Below are 19,556 nucleotides of genomic sequence, written 5' to 3'. Positions count from 1 at the left end.
GTGATGGCAAAAGTAGCAACAATTACCTTAAATGCCGCTTACGATTTAGTTGGGCGTTTGCCGCGTATTGAAATTGGCGAAGTGAATACCGTAGAAGCCCTTGGTCTTTTCCCTGCCGGTAAAGGCATCAATGTCGCTAAAGTGTTGAAAGACTTGGGCGTAGAGGTGGCAGTTGGTGGCTTCTTAGGTGAAGACAACGTGGGTGATTTCGAAACGCTATTTAAAAAACAAGGCTTGGAAGACAAATTTCATCGTGTAGCAGGTAAAACTCGTATTAATGTAAAAATTACGGAAACCGAAGCTGATGTGACGGACCTAAATTTCTTAGGTTATCAAATTACTCCAGAAGCTTGGCAGCAATTTACAGCAGATTCATTAGCGTATTGTCAAAACTTTGACATCGTTGCGGTTTGTGGCAGTTTACCGCGTGGTGTCAGTCCTGAATTGTTCGCGGATTGGCTTAATCAGTTGCATCAAGCCGGTGTGAAAGTCGTATTAGATAGCAGTAATGCGGCACTCACAGCAGGTTTGAAAGCCCATCCTTGGTTGGTAAAACCAAATCATCGCGAATTAGAAGCGTGGATTGGTCATCCGTTAAATTCTCTTGATGAAATTATTGCGGCGGCTAAAAAACTTAAAGCAGAAGGCATTGCTAACGTCATTATTTCGATGGGCGCGAATGGTTCTTTATGGTTGAATGATCAAGCTGTTATTCAAGCTCAACCACCTAAATGTGAAAATGTGGTGAGCACTGTAGGCGCAGGTGATTCCATGGTGGCTGGCTTAATTTATGGTATCGAAAAAGGCTTGTCTCAAGCGGAAACTTTAGCGTTTGCGAGTGCAGTTTCCGCCTTTGCGGTTTCTCAAAGTAATGTGGGCGTGAGCGATATCGCCTTGCTTGAGCCAATTCTGGCGAATGTCAAAATTTCTGTGATTGAAGGATAATGTAATGAATTTGTTTTTAACTCAATCTCCGCAAATTGGTGCGGCAAAATCCTATTTACTTCGCCAAGCATTGAGCATGGCAGCGAAAAAAGCCAATCATACTGTGGTTGAGCAAGCCAAAGAGGCGGATTTAGTGATTGTTTTCGGATCTAGTTTGCCAAACTCTGCTGAACTTGTGGGCAAAAAAGTCTTTTTAGTCAATGAAGATGCGGCGATTGCTTCCCCTGAAGTCACGCTGACAAATGCACTTAATCAAGCAGTGGACTATGTTCAACCTACTCAAAGTGTGGTTGGGTTTGGCGGTGTTTCTGGCGTCAAAAATATTGTCGCGGTGACAGCTTGTCCGACAGGGGTTGCGCATACCTTTATGTCTGCTGAAGCTATTGAAACCTATGCAAAAAAACAAGGTTGGCAGGTAAAAGTAGAAACGCGTGGTCAAGTGGGCGCAGGTAATGAAATTACCCCAGAAGAAGTCGCTGCTGCAGATTTAGTCTTTGTTGCGGCGGATATTGATGTGCCGTTAGATAAATTCCAAGGTAAACCGATGTATCGTACTTCGACCGGTTTGGCTTTAAAGAAAACGGCACAGGAATTCGATAAGGCATTTAAAGAAGCGAAAATTTATGAAGGTGGCGCAGCAAAATCTTCTGCGAAATCAGAAGAAAGCGGTGAGAAAAAAGGCGTCTATAAACATTTGATGACTGGTGTATCGCACATGTTGCCATTGGTGGTTGCCGGTGGTTTATTAATCGCGATTTCCTTTATGTTTGGTATCGAAGCCTTCAAAGATGAAACAATTTTTCATGGTATTCCAAAAGCCTTAATGGATATCGGCGGCGGTGCAGCATTCCATCTGATGATTGCAGTATTTGCCGGCTATGTGGCCTTTTCTATTGCAGACCGTCCAGGGCTTGCGGTAGGTCTTATTGGCGGTATGTTAGCCACCACAGCAGGCGCTGGGATTTTAGGTGGGATCATTGCGGGTTTCTTAGCAGGTTATGTGGTGAAAGGATTAAATGCAACCATTAAATTGCCGGCGAGTTTAACCTCCTTAAAACCGATTTTAATTCTCCCGCTCTTTGGTACCTTGATTGTTGGCCTTGCCATGATTTATGTGATTAACCCACCGGTTTCACAAATTATGACAACCTTAAGCGATTGGTTAAAATCCATGGGGGAAGTCAATGCGATGGTATTGGGTGCGATTATCGGTGCCATGATGTGTATTGATATGGGCGGTCCAGTAAACAAAGCAGCTTATACGTTCTCTGTGGGAATGTTGGCCTCTCAAGTTCACACCCCAATGGCCGCTGCTATGGCAGCCGGTATGGTGCCACCAATTGGGATGGCGATTGCAACTTGGATTGCACGCAGTAAATTTACCAGTAATCAACGTGATGCAGGTAAAGCTTCTTTTGTCTTAGGCTTGTGCTTTATCTCTGAAGGGGCATTACCGTTTGTGGCTGCTGATCCATTGCGTGTTATTATTAGCTCGGTGATCGGTGGAGCAACTGCCGGTGCCATTTCAATGGCATTAAATATTTCTCTGCAAGCACCACATGGTGGTTTATTTGTCATTCCGTTTGTTTCTGAGCCATTACTCTACTTAGGTGCAATTGCAACGGGGGCATTATTAACCGGTGTGGTTTACGCGGTGATTAAACCAAAGGCGACAGAATAGCCAATTCTTTGATTAAAAAAGTGCGGTAATTTTTAACCGCACTTTTCATTTATCAGGTATAATTACAATGATTTAGGGAGAAATTATGGATAAATACAATAAACTCCGCATTGAATGGGATTGTCGTCGAGGCATGCTTGAGTTGGATAAAATCATCATGCCTTTTTATAAAGCGCATTTTGACCAACTGACTGACGACAAAAAAGATATTTTTATTCGTTTACTTGCCGCCACGGATTTACAACTTTTTTCGTGGTTTTTTAATGGCAGTCAATCAGACGATGCCGAAGTGCAAGCGATGGTTGAATATATCCAAGATGTGCAGAAAACGAATGTCCATTAATTTTTTTGAAATTTTTTATACATAAGGAACTTTTCAATTTTAACTCTGTCTGATAAAGCAACAATAGCTTGCTGTCTTGAATATATGAAGGCGTGTTAGACGTAGCATAGGAGATATATGGCTGAACAGCTAACAGATCAGGCTTTGGTAGAAAGAGTGCAGCAAGGCGATAAAAAAGCCTTTAATTTATTGGTTTCTCGTTATCAAAATAAAGTAGCCGGACTTTTAACCCGCTACATTTCTCATAACGACATTCCAGATGTTGTACAAGAATCCTTTATTAAGGCCTATCGTTCCATTGAATCCTTTCGGGGCGATAGTGCATTCTACACTTGGCTATATCGAATTGCCGTTAATACGGCAAAGAATTACTTAACGGCACAGGGGCGCCGTCCACCGAGCGAAGATATTTTGGCTGAAGATGCCGAAAGCTACGATGTGGGAACCCATCTACGTGATGTAGATACCCCTGAAAATGAAATGTTATCTAGCGAATTAGAAAAAGTGGTATTTGATACTATTCACAGTTTGCCAGAAGATTTAAGAACCGCGATTACCTTGCGTGAGCTTGAAGGGTTAAGCTACGAAGAAATCGCAGAAATAATGGATTGCCCAGTAGGCACTGTACGTTCTCGCATTTTCCGTGCTCGGGAAGTGATTGAGAACAAAATACAACCGCTTATGCAACGTTAAAATAAAGTCGGAGTTTATAAAATGCAAAAAGAGTTACTTTCAGCCTATATGGATGGAGAAGAAGTCAGTGCCGAGTTGACGGAACAACTTTGTCAGGATAAAGATTCACAAGAGTCTTGGGCGGCGTATCACACAGTAAGAGCAGTTATGCGTAAAGAGTCACCAGTATTATTAGGTGCTGATTTTACTGCGAAAATGGCTGATTTAATTGAATTAGAAGAAGTAAAACACGTTGAGATTACTGTTTCTCAACCAACACCAGAAGAAGCAGACAGTTTACCATTCGTGCAAAAATTAAAAGCATTCTTTGCACCAATGACACAAATTGCAGTGGCTGCAGGTGTGTGTTTAGTGGCAGTAGTAGGTGTGCAATCATTTAATGCGAAAAGCACGTCGGTTACACCTGAAAACCCAGTTTTACAAACCTTACCATTTAACAATTCTGTTCAAGAAGTAAGTTACAACGCTCCGACCAAAGATGTAGCCACTTCGGAACAGGTTGAACAAAAAAATCGCCGTATTGGTACGATGTTACAAAACTATGAATTACAGCGTCGTATGCATGCAGACAGCTTAAATGTGGGTAGCAACCAAGCGAAATAATTACAGCAATTAATCGATAATTCACCACCTTAGGCGTGGTGAATTTTTTTATGGATCAATTGATTTATTTATGAAAAAAACGTTTCTTAAATTAACCGCACTTTTAGGCTTATTCTTCTTGCCTTTCACGGCATTTGCAGAAGAGCCAATTCAGTCATTAAATAAAATGTCGCAAGCCATGCGAGATTTAAATTATGAGATTGCTTTTGTGCAAACGACACCAACAAATATGGACTCATTCCGCTATCGCCATATTAAGCAAGGGCAAAAAGTGTATGCACAGTTGGTGACATTAGATGGTGAGCAACAAGAGATCATCCAGCGCGGTAATTTAGTCAGCTATTTCCAGCCAGGGTCACGTGCTTTCACGATTAACAGTGGTGAGATTGTGGATGCACTTCCAGCAGTGATTCGTACTGATTTTAGCAAGCTGAGCCAGAATTATGATTTTATTAAGCTTGGAAAAGACCGAATTGCAGGCCGATTCGTTGATACTATTCGTATTGTGCCAAAAGATGATTTTCGCTATCAATACCTCGTTTTCTTAGATGAAGAAAATGGTTTATTATTGCGTGGCGATATGCTTGATCGCGAAGGCAAGTTATTGGATCAATTCCGCGTGGTGACGTTATATATCGATGATCGTCTACGTGGTTTAACCGATTACCTTAATAAGGTATCAGTGCCGCCACTTTTAAATGAAGGAAAACAAGAATCATTGCTTTCAATCAATTGGAAAACTGATTGGTTACCGCAAGGGTTTGATTTAATTCGTCAAAATCAAGATGTGATAGACGGTGAAGTGATTGAAAATGCGTTATTTAGTGACGGTCTTTTCACTTTCACACTTTATATCAATAAAGCGGATAGCACTGCTGCAAAAGAAAACACGTGGAAACAAGGGGCTTACACGATTTACAGTGAAGTCATGGGCGATAAAGAAATTACCTTTATCGGACAGCTTCCAATTGCCGCAGCTAAACGAATTGTACAAGGTGTAACATTCCTAAAATAATTCAGTAGCAGTGAGAAAGTTGCTATTTTGTTTCCCCTTGCTATACTTTCTTCACCTAATGGATTTTGATAGCTAAACCCCGTCCTGCGGGGTTTTGTTTTATCAAGTGCGGTCATTTTTCTTAAGGTTTTTACAATGAATAATCCCCTTCCTCTTCTTGGCATCACAGGTTACAGCGGTAGTGGCAAAACCACATTGCTGGAAAAATTGCTTCCTCAATTAATTAAAAAAGGTCTACGTGTTTCAGTGATTAAACACAGCCATCACAACGCTCATGTGGATAAAGAAGGAAAAGACAGTTGGCGCATGAAAGAGGCGGGGTCTGCGCAAGTTATTATGGCTTGTGATAATCGTTGGGCATTGATGACAGAAACCCCTCAAGAGCCGGTTTCATTATCCTATTTAAGCCAACAATTTGATTGTCATTTAACGGATTTAATTTTGGTGGAAGGATTTAAACAAGAACCTATTCCAAAGATTCTGTTGCATCGACAAGAGATGACAAAACCTTTGCCGGAATTAGATGAAAACGTGTTGGCTTTAGCAACAGATTATTCGCTTGAAACTGACCGCACTTTATTAGATATTAATCACATTGAACAGATCGCTGAGTTTATTTATCAATGGTGGAAAAAGACACAGTAATAGAACGTCAGCATTATAAAGGGCTGGCTTGGGTGGCTTCCATGGCTTTGTTTATGCAAAGCTTGGATGCGACTATTTTAAATACTGCCTTACCCACCATCGCAACAGATCTGCAAACTCCTGTCTTTGAAATGCAAATGGCGATTATCGCCTATTCTCTTACCGTTGCTTTATTTATTCCTTTAACCGCTTGGGCGGCAGCTAAATTTGGTACACTTACGGTTTTCCGCTCAGCAGTTTTTACCTTTGTATTGGGTTCAGTCGCTTGTGCGATGGCTACGTCTCTCGAGACCCTTGTGCTTGCACGGATTCTCCAGGGTATTGGCGGGGCATTTATGATGCCTGTCGCTCGCCTTGCGATTATTCAAACAGTACCGAAAAATCAATTAATTAATGCCTGGAATTTAATGGCGACAGCAGGACTCATCGGCCCGATTCTTGGCCCGATTTTAGGTGGTTGGCTTGTTGTACATACGTCATGGCATTGGATTTTCTTAATCAATATTCCTATTGGTATGTTAGGCTTCTGGGCTGCCGCTAAAGTGATGGGAAATCATAAGGGTAATGCGAATAAGTTAGACTGGACAGGCTTTTTACTCTTTGCATTTGGTTTAGTCGGTTTAACGCTCGGGCTTGATTTACTGGGCGAAAGTCACCGTGACAATATGACGACATATAGTGCATTGTCGATTGGTATTGCATTATTGGTGGCCTATTATTTTTATGCAAAAGGTAATGAACGTGCCATTTTGCCTTTATCTCTTTTCAATACAAGAACATTCCGATTAGGCATTGCAGCCAATATCTTTATCCGTCTTTCTGGTTCGGCTGTGCCGTTCTTATTGCCATTAATGTTCCAACTTTCTTTTGGCTATTCAGCTGAAGAGTCAGGCTGGTTGCTTGCACCCATTGCGCTAATGTCTGTCGTATTTAAACGTTTTATTGGGCATATCTTAAATATCTTAGGTTATAAAACCACGTTAATTTTATCGTCACTTTTAATGGCAGGCTCAACGGTTTCCATGTCATGGCTTGATACCTCATCATCAACGACGTGGATCATATGTAATCTGATGTGGTATGGTGCCTGCATGTCGATGATTTTTACCTCAATTAATACACTTACCGTTGGCGATCTATCACAGGCTCAAAGCGGTGTAGGCTCAACGGTACTAAGCATTGTGCAACAAGTGGGTATCGGATTTGGTATCGCTGTGGCATCTATTATTTTGACGTTATATCGTCAATTTATGGGTAACGACGGCGACGCATTACAACATGCTTTCAGCTATACGTTTCTGACGACTTCCATTTTTGCTATCGCATTAGTTTGGATATTGAGCTATTTGCACAAAACAGACGGGGATCATTTACGGAAAAAACGCTGATATTGAATGTCTTAGTCTAATTGGTTATAAGAAAGATCTTTTTCTTATTTCGTAAAAGTTTGATTTGCTTATATCTTAGGTGAAATTTTATATTCATGTTTGGGTGTTTCACCCGATTAAAGAAGGAAAACTTATGAAATTAAAAGCGACCTTAACGCTTATTGCTGCCAGTTTGTTTTTAGCAGCTTGTGATCAATCTGGTTCTGCGGCAAAAGAAAATGCGAAAGCAGAAACAGCAAAACCTTCAGGTAATAATACATTTGTGTACTGTACAGCGAAAGCACCACTTAGCTTTAGCCCAGCATTGGTAATGGAAGGCACATCTTACAATGCAAGTTCACAACAAGTGTATAACCGTTTGGTTGAATTCAAAAAAGGCTCTACTGATCTTGAGCCAGCCTTGGCTGAAAGCTGGGAGATCAGTGACGATGGTTTAACTTATACTTTCCATTTACGTAAAGGGGTGAAATTCCATACGACAAAAGAATTTACGCCAACACGTGATTTTAATGCGGATGATGTGATCTTTTCTTTCCAACGTCAGTTAGATCCTAACCACCCTTACCACAATGTATCAAAAGGGACTTATCCGTATTTCAAAGCAATGAAATTCCCAGATTTATTAAAATCAGTTGAGAAAGTGGATGACAACACCGTTCGTATCACCTTGAATAAAAAAGATGCGACTTTCTTAGCAAGCTTAGGTATGGACTTTATCTCTATTTACTCAGCTGAATATGCAGATGCGATGTTGAAAGCGGGTAAACCAGAAACGATCGATAACAAACCGGTAGGTACAGGTCCGTTTATTTTTGTGGATTACAAAACTGACCAAGCGGCACAATACGTAGCAAATGAAACCTATTGGAAAGGTCGTACACCGCTTGATCGTTTGGTGATCAGTATCGTACCAGATGCAACTACGCGTTATGCGAAGTTACAAGCGGGTTCTTGTGATTTAATTTTATTCCCGAACGTGGCGGATTTAGCCAAAATGAAAACCGATCCAAAAGTACAGCTTTTGGAACAAAAAGGTTTGAACGTGGCATATATCGCATTCAATACGGAAAAAGCACCATTTGATAACGTGAAAGTGCGCCAAGCATTAAACTATGCAGTGGATAAAAAAGCAATTATTGAAGCGGTTTATCAAGGTGCAGGCACTGCAGCGAAAAACCCATTACCACCAACAATTTGGAGTTATAACGACGAAATCCAAGATTATCCGTATGATCCAGAGAAAGCGAAACAGCTTTTAGCGGAAGCGGGTTATCCAAACGGTTTTGAAACGGATTTCTGGATTCAACCGGTGGTACGTGCGTCTAACCCAAATCCAAAACGTATGGCTGAACTTGTGATGGCAGACTGGGCGAAAGTTGGCGTAAAAGCAAATCCAGTCACATTTGAATGGGCTGACTATCAAAAACGTGCTAAAGCAGGCGAATTAACAGCTGGTATTTTCGGTTGGTCAGGCGATAACGGTGATCCGGATAACTTCCTTTCTCCGTTACTTGCAAGTGCTAACGCTGGTAACTCAAACTTTGCGCGTTTCAAAAATGCAGAATTTGATGCCTTATTAGATAAAGCGATTGGCTTAACGAATAAAGAAGAACGTGCGGCGCTTTATAAACAAGCACAAGTAATTTTCCATGATCAAGCACCGTGGATTCCAGTTGCACACTCAGTTGGTTTCGCACCACTTAGCCCTCGCGTAAAAGGCTACGTACAAAGCCCATTTGGCTATGATGCGTTTTATGGCGTGAGTGTTGATGGTAAATAATTAACGGACTATACTAGCCCTTGCAACTGCAAGGGCTTTTTGTTTTCAAGCAAAAGGAGAAAGAAAATGGACTTACATGATATTCGTGAGGATTATTGCAAACAGGCGCTTTCTCAGCATGATTGCGATCCCAATCCGATAAAACAATTTGAAAAATGGCTCAACGAAGCGATTACGGCTAAAGTCAATGAGCCGACAGGTGTTAATGTTGCGACGGTCAATGAAGAGGGGCGTCCAACAAGTCGAATGGTGCTGTTGAAAGAAGTGAACGAACAAGGTTTTGTATTTTTCACAAATTATCACAGCCGAAAAGGTCGTGCCATAGAACATAATCCTTTCGTCGCCCTGACATTCTTTTGGCCTGAATTAGAACGTTCTGTGCGTATTGAGGGCAAAGCCGAAAAAATCTCGCCTGAACAATCAGATGAATATTTTGCAACTCGCCCTTACACTAGCCGAATTGGCGCTTGGGCCAGTGAGCAAAGTGCGGTCATTTCTAGCCACAAATCTTTATTAGCGAAAGCGGCACTGATTGCAGCAAAACACCCATTAAACGTACCTCGTCCACCACATTGGGGTGGCTATCTTGTGATTCCTGATCGCATCGAATTCTGGCAAGGTCGCCCAAGTCGTTTACATGACCGAATTTGTTATTTATACAATGGTGGAAAATGGGAAAGAGAGCGGTTATCGCCATAAACTCCTTAAAAACATGCTAAAAAACAACCGCACTTTGATTTTTCAACCAAAGTGCGGTTAATTTTTACGTTATTTTTATTTACCGATGATTTCTGATAAATCAACTTTGCGGTTTTCGTAACGAGAACGAGTACATGCATCGGCAGTGGCGATGGCGGCACGAGCAGCTTCACCGGTGAGTAATTTTACAAATTCCTCAGTTGGTTTCATACCATGGAGAATGTCATTTAAATAACGCATTTCTTTTTTCATGATAGAACTCAACCAGAGCGGTGTACGTTTACCTGGTTTACCGTATTGAATCGCACCGTCCATTTCTGTGCTGTTGTAAATACGGGTACGGTCATCATCTTCTTCTTGGGTTTCGTGAATGAGGAAATAGGTGTCTTTTCCATCCACGCGAAGGGTACCTTTGGTATTGTACATATCAAGTTTGATCGCACCTTTTTCCCCTTGAATTAATACATAATGCTCACCCCAACGGAAAGCGGAGCCCCATTCGAGAACAGCAAAGCGATTATCATCGTATTCCATGGTGACAAAAATCATATCATCTTCATCACCGAATTTTTCGCCTTTGTGTGCAACATTGGCAGCTGCCATGGTAACGGTTTTTGGCATACCACCCATAATGAATTGTACGCAGTCTAATTCGTGAATGTGATGGTATAAGTGACCGCCAGATTTTTCACGGATTTTTTTCCATGAAATAGTCGGTTGTTGTTCTTCCCAGCCATTACGTGCGGTATGGCAGTAAAGCACTTTACCGATCACGCCTTGATTGATTAATTCTTTGGCGTGGTGAACACCGTTAAAGAAGTTCATCACATGGCCAGCCATAAAGGTAACGCCATTTTCTTCGCAAGCGCGCACCATGTCGTCACAGTCTTGATAACTTAAGGCGATTGGTTTTTCACAGAAAACGTGTTTTTTGTTTTTCGCTGCTAGGATTACCGGTTCTTTGTGTAAGTAGTTTGGAGTGGCGACAATTACGCAATCCACATCAGGTGAAGTGACCAATTCTTCAAGAGATTTTGCCGCTACGCATTGTAATTCTTGAGCAATGGTTTCACCATTTTCAGGGTCATATACCATGGTAATCTGTGCATCATCAAATTCATTCATGAAGCGTGCTAGATCTGCACCAAAATAGCCAACGCCAACAACACCATATCGCATCATAATAAACTCCTTATTTTTTCACTGAGATTTGTTTTTCCGTTACCATGGATTGCTTCGCTGCTTCTGCAACTTCGATGGCTTCAGTTAAACATAGACTTAATGGGCTGGTTTTTCCTTGCGTTAAGTGCTCTACCACGCTTTGCACTTCGATTTCAGCGGCTCGGCTTAACCAAAGTTGGCAAGGTGCGTGGGTGACATTATATTGCTGTGTGCCTTTGGCACTTTCGCGTAAAGATAAATCAGCCTCAAATTCATCAAATAAATCAACGTGTTCTATTTTTCCATCTAGATAATTAAATGTGACACTTGAGGTAAAGAAATTGACTTCAATCACACCATTTTCACCATGAATTTGAATGCCCCATTGGTGTAATCGATAAGCGGTGCCCATTTCTAGCGAACCTAATACGCCATTTTCAAAACGTAATAGCAACTGCAATACATCACGGCTATCAGGTGTATCGTGATGCGCTTGATTAGCCGCTTGAGCAAAGACCGCCTCAATATCGCCCAATAACCAACAGAGTAAATCCAGTTCGTGAATGAGGTGGAAAAGCTCACCGCCCGTAAGATTAGCATCTAATTTCCACCATTCTTTATTTGGTAGGTTTTCAATCCAACGCTGACGCATGGCTCTCGCGACCGTAATTCTGCCTAACTTTCCTTTTTCTAAAGCCGCTTTGACTTTCAACATGCCAGGTAAAGTACGTTCTAAATGGCCTACAAAAATTAATTTGCCTTTTTCTTCGGCAAGACGGCGTAAATGTTGGCCTTGAGAAGAGCTTAAGGTAAAAGGCGTTTCAATAAAGACATGACAGCCGGCATTTAACGCCAAAATAGCTGGGGAATAATGAGCATAGTTTGGTGTGGCGATAACCACTAAATCAGGTTTGGTTTCGGTCAACATTTCTTCCACACTAAAAAAGGCTTGGCTATCGTATTGCTCTGCAAGTTTTTGTGCAAGAGAAGGATTGATATCGGTCACTGCAATTAAGTTTGCTTGGGCTTTATCAAATGCTGAAGCCAACTGAACGCCAAAAAAGCCACAGCCGATTAAGGCAATGTTTAATCCATTAGTTTGCATTATGCCCTCCTTGTTGTAAGCGTTGGCGAATACTTTGGAAATATTGCAAGATCGCGCGTTGCATCCGTACCAAATCATGTGCTTCTACCGCATCAATTAATTCACGATGTTGCATGGCTAATTTTTCAGGAGAAAGTATTGGTGGCGGTAAGCTTTTTTCTACTTGCTGATAAATTTGCCAAAACGCATCTAAATATTGAATCAGTAACGGGTTATTTAATGGTTCATAAAGTTTTAAATGAATGTGGTATTCATCTTTAGGCGAAAATTTTTGCTCACGGGCATTTTTCTCCATATTTGCGACTGATTTTTGCAAAAGTGCGGTCTGTTCTTGGCTAATTTTTCCCAACACCATCGGAGCAAAACCGTATTCCAAAATTTCCCGAATATCCAAAATATTAATTAGCTGATTATGATCATTATGCAAATTCAGTTGGGTGTGAAAGCTTAATCCACGAATCATTGGCACAAGAGATGATTCACTCACAAAAGTGCCGACGCCATGGCGAATATCTAAAATGTGTAGCGCCTCTAAAGATTTAATGGCTTCACGTAAACTGGAACGGCTCACACCAAGCTGTTCAATCAGCTCATTTTCTGTTGGCATCAAATCGCCGGATTTAAGATTTTGTTTGATGATGAGCGATTTGATCTTATCCTGCAAAACGAGACTTGCTTCTTTTTTACTTGTTTTTTTCATTTCTGTTCTCATTTTCTAATCTATTTTCTGAATTTGTGATCCAGCTCTCATTCTCTCTAATTGACATAAGACATCATACGTCTTATCTTTATTTATGCAAGCAGAAATTAGCAGTGATTTTAAATTCTGTGATCTATACCACAAAATTCTCAAATACAAGGAAGGAGGTTGTTATGGCAACATCATTACCATGGTATAAAGAAGTCAGTCCTACGCAAAAAAAAGCGTTATTTGCGGCTTGGTTAGGTTATGTTTTTGATGGCTTCGATTATATGCTTATCACTTACGTGCTTTTGGATATTCAAAAAGAATTCGCCATGAGCACAACGGAAACATCCACATTATTACTTGCAGCGTTCGTCGCACGTCCATTAGGTGGAGCGATTTTTGGTAGCTTTGCCGATAAATATGGTCGTCGTTTAGCAATGATTGTTTCCATTGTTACGTATTCCGTCGGCACATTCTTGTGCGGTTTATCCACCAGTTATATTTGGCTTTTCATCTTCCGTATGATTATCGGTATGGGGATGGCTGGTGAATATGCGTGTTCTTCCTCTTATGCCATTGAAAGCTGGCCACAACATTTACGTACAAAAGCCAGTGCATTCTTAGTGAGCGGCTTCTCCATTGGTAATATTCTTGCTTCTCAAGTGATTCCTTGGGTGTCTCAAACTTATGGTTGGCGTATGGCTTTCTTCATTGGTTTAGCACCAGTCGCTTTAGTGCTCTACGTTCGTCGCCATGCACCTGAAAGTGAAGAATGGGCGCAAGCAAAAGCGGCGGGTAAAGTGAATAAAGTTCCACTTACTGACCTATTCACTAAAAAACAATTACCAATCACCTTAATTATTTTCTTAGTTTGCTATTCAATTTTCTCCGTAAACTGGCCGGTAGTAGGTTTACTTCCACTTTACCTCAAAGAAAACGGTTACGCTGAAAATGTGAAATCACTGATGTTCTGGGCGGGCTTTGGTATCCTTATCGGTACTTTAATTGCTGGCTTTATAGGGGATAAATTGGGTGAGAAGAAAACCTTTGTATATAGCTTATTGTTATCACTTTTCTTCCTCTTCCCAGTATTCTATTTGCCAGAAAATAATGTATTAGCGCTTGGTGCATTGCTCTTCTTCTTACTTGCAACTAACCTAGGGATTGCTGGTTTAGTACCAAAATATATGGCGACTTTCTTCCCTGCTGAAATGCGAAGCACAGGTATTGGTTTCATTTATAACTTTGCCGCAATCGGCGGTGGGGTGTCTCCAGTGATAGCCGCCGCACTTAGCGAAAGAGTAGGACTTGGTTCAGCTCTTGTGTATGTGACCTTATTCTGGACAATTGTCCTTGTTGCTCTCGTTGGATTAAGATTGCCAGAACGTATTCAAGCACGCATGCAACAATAAAAAACGAAAGCAAAACAGACCGCACTTTTAGGTGCGGTTTGTTGTTTATACAAAAATAGTTTGAAGCGCATCACAAATTTGTTAAAAATATGTTTCAATTTTCTCTGTTAAATGCTAATTAATAATCTCCCCTATCGTTTTATAGGAGATTGTATATGCAAACTCAACAAACCTTTCTCTCTAAATATAAAAGTCTCATTATTCTTGCCTTAGACTTTGTCTTCATGTTGGTGTTAATCAAAATACTGCCGTTTTCTGCTCAAGAGAATCGCGGGCTAGCCTTGCTGATTTTTATTGGGATTTTATGGTTAACTGAAGCCTTTAATATTACCGTGACATCCCTCATGGTGCCTGTTGTTGCTATTGGATTAGGCTTGATTAATACACAAAAAGCCCTTGCCCCATTCTCCACGCCAATTATTTATATGTTCTTTGGGGGATTTGTGGTGGCTGCAGTGCTGCAAATTCAGAATCTAGATAAGATTATTGCGAATTACATTATTCGTTTGGCCAAAGGAAACTTAAAACTTTCTATTACCTACCTTTTCACCGCAACGACATTCCTTTCCATGTGGATTAACAACACCGCTGTGGCGGCGATGATGTTACCGCTCACGATGGGCATGCTAAAAGGTATCAATGCAGAGAAAAATCATCGATTGTATGCTTTTGTCTTGTTAGGGATGGCATTTAGTGCCAGTATCGGTGGTATTGGTACATTAGTAGGAAGTGCGCCGAATGCGATTTTGGCGTCTCAAATTCAAGTGACCTTCACGGAATGGTTAGGTTACGGTTTCCCAGTGATGGTACTGCTTGTGCCTTCAATGATTTTTTCTTTATGGGTGATTTTACGTCCAGACTTTTCTGTGGAATTTAATCCGTCACTTGAGAAAGTCAGCTTTAATCGAAAAAATATCATTACTTTGCTGATCTTTATCGGTATGGCGATTATGTTGCTTTTCAGTTCCCTCTTGAATCCGTGGATTAGTGCTTTCCTTGAATTACCGAAAAAAATCGAAAACTTCGATACGGTGATTGCGTTATGTGTGGTGATCTTTATTTGTGTTTCAGGGGTCGCGAGTTGGAAAGAAATTCAAGAGCGTGTTGAATGGGGCGTGCTCGTTTTATTCGGAGGTGGTTTAACACTCAGTATCGTGATGAAAGATTCTGGCGCCAGTAAGATTATGGCGGATAGTATCGTTCAGTTTGTACAAACCAAACCACTTTGGGTGCTTTGTTTTGTGATAACCGCATTTATTATTTTCTTAACAGAATTCACATCGAATACCGCCAGTGCTGCATTGATTATGCCAATTGTGATTTCAGTGGCGCAATCCATGAATTTACCGCCTATCGCTTTAGCAGCAATTATCGCTTGTGGGGCAAGTTGTGCATTTATGTTGCCAATCGCTACACCGCCAAATGCTATTGTATTTGCAACAGGAAATGTGAAACAACTTGATATGGCTAAAGTCGGTTTGATTCTCAATCTATTCTGTATCGCTATCATCGGCAGCATGACTTATTTTGTTTGGTTGTAAATGTGGTTAAAACTGACCGCACTTTATTATTAACCTATAAAAGTAACCGCACGTTAAAGTGCGGTTTATTGTTTAATAATGCGGAGGAGGTGTTTCTTCTGCTTGGCTAGCAATGTTAGAAGATTGCATATCTTTTAATTTGCCGGCGAGATAGCGGAGTTGAAGTTGAATTTTATCCATATCAAACTGTTGTTGAACTAATGCTTGGTTTAGCTCGTCTAAAAGTTGTTCTTGAAATGCAATTTTCATTTCAAGTTCAGCAATGCGATCTTCTAAAATTTGTTGATTTTGCATAAAATTTCTCTAATTTTTAAAAAAATGTTGTGAATTTGGTCAATCCGATTTAACCTATTCGCTATTCCGTTTCTATTATAAAGGATCAAGCAAAATGTTGAAAATTCAAAAGCTTTCTCTTGCTGCGCTTATGGTAAGTGCGGTTGTTTCAGGTTCTGTTTTTGCAGAAGATAAAGCAGCGCCAAGCGCAAGTGATGCGTCTTATGCTGTAGGTGCATTAATGGGTAACCAAGTAAAAGATTTAGTGGATGCTCAAAAAGAAGTTATTCAATACGACAATGCGCGTATTTTAGATGGCTTAAAAGATGCATTAGAAGGTAAAGTTGATGTTCGTAAAGACGAGAAAATTCAAAAAACCTTAGATGGCATTCAAGAACAATTAGTATCTGCAGCGAAAGCAAAAGTAGAACAACAAGCGAAAGCTGCAAAAGAAGAAGGCGATAAATACCGCGCTGAATTTGCGAAAAAAGATGGCGTGAAAAGCACCAAAGATGGCTTACTTTACAAAATCACTGAAGCAGGTAAAGGTGATGCAATTAAAGCAACAGACACTGTAAAAGTACATTACACCGGTAAATTACCAGATGGTAAAGTATTTGATAGCTCTGTTGAACGTGGTCAACCGGTTGAGTTTAAATTGAACCAAGTGATCAAAGGCTGGACTGAAGGTCTTCAGTTAGTGAAAAAAGGCGGTAAAATCGAATTAGTGATTCCACCTGAATTAGCTTACGGTAAACAAGGTGCAGGCGATTCAATTCCACCTGATGCAACGCTTTACTTCGAAGTTGAAGTATTAGACGTTAATCCTAAAAAATAATCCTTAATTTAACCGCACTTTGTCCAAAGTGCGGTCATTTTCCCTACCAGATTTGAAAAATGATACTAACCGATAGACAACCTTTCACTGATGAAGATCGTGCTATTCTGATTTCCTATAAAGCGGTAGTTGATGGCGTGAGCGCGTTGATTGGCGAGCATTGTGAAATCGTATTACATTCTTTGGAAGATATTGAGCATTCTGCGATTTGTATTGCCAATGGGCATAATACTAATCGCCAAGTGGGTTCCCCGATTACGGATTTAGCCTTAAAATCCTTGCGTAATATGCAAAGTGAGAGTGTGTCTAAGCCTTATTTCACGCGTGCGAAAGGCAATGTGTTGATGAAGTCTGTGACCATCGCCATTCGAAATAGCAAGCAGCGTATTATTGGTTTACTTTGTATCAATATTAATTTGGATGTGCCAGTTTCTCAATTTATGCAGGCCTTTATGCCAACGCAGGAGCAAAATGAAACCTCTTCCGTCAATTTTGCAAGTTCAGTGGAAGAATTGGTGGCACAAACGGTAGAAAAAACCATTGAAGAAGTGAATGCTGATCGCTCGGTTTCGAATAATAATAAGAACCGTCAGATTGTGATTTCACTTTACGAAAAAGGCATTTTTGATATTAAAGATGCGATCAATTTAGTGGCTGATCGCCTCGCGATTTCTCGCCACACCGTGTATTTGTATATTCGTCAAATCAAACAAGAGCAAGAGTAATGAACTATGTTCTCGCCGTGAAAAGTCCCGTTTATGGAAAACAAGGGGCTTTTCTTGCCTATCAATTTGCCCAAGCTTTACTCGAAAAAGGGCATGCCATTAGCCAAATTTTCTTTTTCCAAGACGGTGTGAGTAATGGCAATGGCTTGGTTTATCCTGCCAATGATGAATTTAATCTCACGCAAGCTTGGCAAGCCTTTTCAGCGCAACATCATATTCCTTTGCATTTATGTGTAGCCGCTTCACAACGTCGTGGCGTAGTGGATTCACTTACGGCAAAAGAGACTGATAAAACCAATTTGGCAGAAGGTTTTGAGATTGCAGGTTTAGGCGAGTTTATGGCGATGGCATTAAAAGCGGATCGGGTGGTGACATTATGAAACTGGCATTCTTATTTCGTACCGCGCCACATGGAAACGCAATTTCTCGAGAAGGCTTAGATGCTTTGCTTGCGGCAACAGCATTTTGTGATGAAGAGGAAATCGGTGTTTTTTTTATTGATGATGGTGTGTTGAATTTACTCGATGGGCAAAATCCTGAGTTATTGTTACAAAAAGATTTTATTCGTACCTTTAAATTATTAGATTTATACGATATTGAACAGCGCTTTGTCTGCGCCGATTCGCTCGACCAATACAATTTGCAAACAGAACAACTCATTATTTCTGCTGAAAAAATTGACCGCACTTCGCTGATTAATAAACTTAACCAAGCAGAAAAAGTGTTTACGTTTTAAGGAATATTATGCTTTATACCTTTTCTCAAGCTCATTATTCTGAGACAGAACTTCAACGTTATTTGACTGAAACCACGGAAAATGATGCAGTGGTTTTATGGCAAGATGGCGTGTTGCTAGCGGTAAAGTACGGGGAAATGTTTACCCAATGCAAAGGGCAATGTTTTATGTTGGAACAGGATGTTTTAGCCCGAAATTTAACCGCACTTTTGCCAGAAAACAATCAAGTGCGGTCAATTTCATTAACAGATTTGGTGGATTTAACTGCTCAATATTCGCCTCAAATCGCCTTATAGTGGGCGTTCTTTCGGTAACAAGAGCGGTAATACCATAACAGAATAAAGTGCTAAACCTGCGGCCATTAAGCAGGTAATTTCTAATCCTCCTGCGCGTAACCATTCGCCAAACCCCGTGTCATTAACGAGTGTAGCATAAAAGAATCCTGCCACGACGGTATAACTAAATCCGATTAATCCTGCAATTAATGCAATAGCTTTTACGTTGTAGCTTGCATAACGGTGAAATGCTGCCCAAAGCGTAATGAGAAAAGTCGGTACTGCAGCCACAATAAAGACAGAAAGCAGCGAGCTCTGAATTTGAGCAGTATCATTATTCGAGAATGTTAAGGCAACAGTGCCAATAATTTGAATAATCAATGGAAAAAGAATAAATGCTTTAAGATATTTTTTCATGAGATGTCCAATTAATAGAAAAACGGAAGCATTGTATCAATCAAATGACAGAGAACCAATCTTTTCTCTATTCGGTTTTTATTACATCCACTAATGTGGGCTGAACGATTGAAGCATAATCTTGGGTATTAAGGATAATAGAGCGCTCCAAGGTGCCTGCATTAAATGCTAATTCATCATAACGAGACAGTAAGCTAGGATCAGCAATTAGCAACAAATCAGGATGAAAGCTAAAAGGTGGAATTGCACCAAATACACAGTCAGTTAGGGTGTCTACTTCTGCTGGGCTGGCAAGCGAGGCTTTCGTGCCACCTAAATAGGCCGCTACTTTGCTCAAATCAGATTGTTGATCGGCCGGCAATATAACTAATACCGCTTGTTTTACGCCATTTCCTTTCACTTTGCATACTAGCGCTTTTGCCCCTTGCCCTAATTCTGTACCACGGATTTTAGCCACTTCCTCAGATTTCCCTGCAGTCGGATGTTTAACCACGCGATAGCGTGCTTGATGTTTATCTAAAAGTGCGGTCAATTTTTCAAATGTTTTTACAGACATGACTATTTCCTTAAAGGGGGATAAGTTTAATAAGGAT

The 19,556-nt window shown here is 40.6% G+C and carries 23 protein-coding genes; 17 read left to right on the top strand and 6 right to left on the bottom strand.

Annotated elements, in window-relative coordinates; translation table 11 throughout:
• Positions 1–3 precede the first annotated feature (3 nt).
• From fruK to pdxH, 10 genes are all read left to right on the top strand, one after another.
• Positions 4–945, top strand: a complete 942-nt coding sequence (fruK, locus tag DPV81_RS07555; protein ID WP_111387656.1) for a 1-phosphofructokinase — start codon at positions 4–6, stop codon at positions 943–945.
• Positions 946–949: 4 nt separating this feature from the next.
• Positions 950–2,626 carry a fructose-specific PTS transporter subunit EIIC gene (locus DPV81_RS07550; RefSeq protein ID WP_111387654.1) on the top strand — a complete coding sequence of 559 codons (1,677 nt, stop codon included), beginning with the start codon at positions 950–952 and terminating at the stop codon, positions 2,624–2,626.
• An 85-nt stretch (positions 2,627–2,711) separates the two neighbouring features.
• The gene (locus DPV81_RS07545) at positions 2,712–2,969 is read left to right on the top strand and encodes an FAD assembly factor SdhE (RefSeq protein ID WP_111387652.1); all 258 of its coding nucleotides are present in this window, start codon (positions 2,712–2,714) and stop codon (positions 2,967–2,969) included.
• A 117-nt stretch (positions 2,970–3,086) separates the two neighbouring features.
• Positions 3,087–3,662, top strand: a complete 576-nt coding sequence (rpoE, locus tag DPV81_RS07540; protein ID WP_014064431.1) for an RNA polymerase sigma factor RpoE — start codon at positions 3,087–3,089, stop codon at positions 3,660–3,662.
• Between the two features lie 21 nt (positions 3,663–3,683).
• Positions 3,684–4,265 (top strand): sigma-E factor negative regulatory protein, encoded by a 582-nt coding sequence (locus DPV81_RS07535; protein WP_065242590.1) that lies wholly within the window; start codon positions 3,684–3,686, stop codon positions 4,263–4,265.
• Positions 4,266–4,335: 70 nt separating this feature from the next.
• The gene (gene rseB / locus DPV81_RS07530) at positions 4,336–5,280 is read left to right on the top strand and encodes a sigma-E factor regulatory protein RseB (RefSeq protein WP_111387650.1); all 945 of its coding nucleotides are present in this window, start codon (positions 4,336–4,338) and stop codon (positions 5,278–5,280) included.
• A gap of 135 nt (positions 5,281–5,415) precedes the next feature.
• A complete protein-coding gene (mobB, locus tag DPV81_RS07525; protein ID WP_111387648.1) occupies positions 5,416–5,925 on the top strand; it encodes a molybdopterin-guanine dinucleotide biosynthesis protein MobB in 510 nt (169 codons plus the stop codon).
• Positions 5,904–7,313 (top strand): MDR family MFS transporter, encoded by a 1,410-nt coding sequence (locus DPV81_RS07520; protein ID WP_111387646.1) that lies wholly within the window; start codon positions 5,904–5,906, stop codon positions 7,311–7,313. The genes mobB and DPV81_RS07520 overlap by 22 nt, the downstream gene beginning before the upstream one ends.
• A 133-nt stretch (positions 7,314–7,446) precedes the next feature.
• Positions 7,447–9,093, top strand: a complete 1,647-nt coding sequence (locus DPV81_RS07515; protein ID WP_111387644.1) for an ABC transporter substrate-binding protein — start codon at positions 7,447–7,449, stop codon at positions 9,091–9,093.
• 66 nt (positions 9,094–9,159) lie between these two features.
• A complete protein-coding gene (gene pdxH, locus DPV81_RS07510) occupies positions 9,160–9,792 on the top strand; it encodes a pyridoxamine 5'-phosphate oxidase (protein ID WP_111387642.1) in 633 nt (210 codons plus the stop codon).
• A gap of 75 nt (positions 9,793–9,867) precedes the next feature.
• Here pdxH and DPV81_RS07505 read toward each other — a convergent pair whose 3' ends face one another.
• Genes DPV81_RS07505 through DPV81_RS07495 form a run of 3 tightly spaced genes read right to left on the bottom strand, consistent with a single transcriptional unit; the run spans position 9,868 to position 12,758 of the window.
• Complete coding sequence (locus DPV81_RS07505) at positions 9,868–10,974, bottom strand: Gfo/Idh/MocA family protein (RefSeq protein WP_111387640.1); 1,107 nt, start codon at positions 10,972–10,974, stop codon at positions 9,868–9,870.
• A gap of 10 nt (positions 10,975–10,984) precedes the next feature.
• Positions 10,985–12,058, bottom strand: coding sequence for a Gfo/Idh/MocA family protein (locus tag DPV81_RS07500; RefSeq protein ID WP_111387639.1), 1,074 nt, complete (start codon positions 12,056–12,058; stop codon positions 10,985–10,987).
• Positions 12,048–12,758, bottom strand: coding sequence for a FadR/GntR family transcriptional regulator (locus tag DPV81_RS07495; protein ID WP_111387637.1), 711 nt, complete (start codon positions 12,756–12,758; stop codon positions 12,048–12,050). Before DPV81_RS07495 ends, DPV81_RS07500 begins: the two co-directional genes overlap by 11 nt.
• Positions 12,759–12,931: 173 nt before the next feature.
• On the opposite strand from DPV81_RS07495, the gene DPV81_RS07490 reads away from it, so the two are divergent.
• Positions 12,932–14,158: an MFS transporter gene (locus DPV81_RS07490; protein ID WP_111387635.1), complete on the top strand. Its 1,227-nt coding sequence runs from the start codon at positions 12,932–12,934 to the stop codon at positions 14,156–14,158.
• A gap of 155 nt (positions 14,159–14,313) precedes the next feature.
• Entirely contained in the window at positions 14,314–15,699 is a 1,386-nt protein-coding gene (locus tag DPV81_RS07485; protein WP_111387633.1) for an SLC13 family permease, read from the top strand.
• Between the two features lie 72 nt (positions 15,700–15,771).
• Here DPV81_RS07485 and DPV81_RS07480 read toward each other — a convergent pair whose 3' ends face one another.
• Entirely contained in the window at positions 15,772–15,993 is a 222-nt protein-coding gene (locus DPV81_RS07480; protein ID WP_111387631.1) for a SlyX family protein, read from the bottom strand.
• 94 nt (positions 15,994–16,087) lie between these two features.
• Between DPV81_RS07480 and fkpA the strand changes: the two genes are divergently transcribed.
• The 5 genes from fkpA to DPV81_RS07455 are packed head-to-tail and all read left to right on the top strand — an operon-like array spanning position 16,088 to position 18,567.
• The gene (fkpA, locus tag DPV81_RS07475) at positions 16,088–16,810 is read left to right on the top strand and encodes an FKBP-type peptidyl-prolyl cis-trans isomerase (RefSeq protein ID WP_070583713.1); all 723 of its coding nucleotides are present in this window, start codon (positions 16,088–16,090) and stop codon (positions 16,808–16,810) included.
• A 59-nt stretch (positions 16,811–16,869) separates the two neighbouring features.
• Positions 16,870–17,535: a helix-turn-helix transcriptional regulator gene (locus tag DPV81_RS07470; RefSeq protein ID WP_075875883.1), complete on the top strand. Its 666-nt coding sequence runs from the start codon at positions 16,870–16,872 to the stop codon at positions 17,533–17,535.
• Positions 17,535–17,915, top strand: a complete 381-nt coding sequence (gene tusD, locus DPV81_RS07465) for a sulfurtransferase complex subunit TusD (protein ID WP_111387629.1) — start codon at positions 17,535–17,537, stop codon at positions 17,913–17,915. Before DPV81_RS07470 ends, tusD begins: the two co-directional genes overlap by 1 nt.
• Positions 17,912–18,271, top strand: a complete 360-nt coding sequence (gene tusC / locus DPV81_RS07460) for a sulfurtransferase complex subunit TusC (protein WP_111387627.1) — start codon at positions 17,912–17,914, stop codon at positions 18,269–18,271. The genes tusD and tusC overlap by 4 nt, the downstream gene beginning before the upstream one ends.
• Before the next feature lie 8 nt (positions 18,272–18,279).
• Complete coding sequence (locus tag DPV81_RS07455; protein ID WP_111387625.1) at positions 18,280–18,567, top strand: DsrH/TusB family sulfur relay protein; 288 nt, start codon at positions 18,280–18,282, stop codon at positions 18,565–18,567.
• Here the strand turns inward: DPV81_RS07455 and DPV81_RS07450 are convergent.
• Together DPV81_RS07450 and DPV81_RS07445 are read right to left on the bottom strand one after the other, a co-directional pair.
• Positions 18,562–18,963 (bottom strand): HI_0559 family membrane protein, encoded by a 402-nt coding sequence (locus DPV81_RS07450; RefSeq protein WP_111387623.1) that lies wholly within the window; start codon positions 18,961–18,963, stop codon positions 18,562–18,564. The two genes, DPV81_RS07455 and DPV81_RS07450, sit on opposite strands and share 6 nt — an antisense overlap.
• A 67-nt stretch (positions 18,964–19,030) precedes the next feature.
• Positions 19,031–19,519, bottom strand: a complete 489-nt coding sequence (locus DPV81_RS07445) for a YbaK/prolyl-tRNA synthetase associated domain-containing protein (RefSeq protein WP_111387621.1) — start codon at positions 19,517–19,519, stop codon at positions 19,031–19,033.
• Between the last annotated feature and the right edge of the window lie 37 nt (positions 19,520–19,556).

It is taken from the genome of Haemophilus parainfluenzae, assembly GCF_003252795.1.
Taxonomy (GTDB): Bacteria; Pseudomonadota; Gammaproteobacteria; order Enterobacterales; family Pasteurellaceae; genus Haemophilus_D; species Haemophilus_D parainfluenzae_K.
The sequence above is the reverse complement of the archived record's forward strand: the minus strand, read 5'-3'. Positions and strand labels throughout refer to the sequence as shown.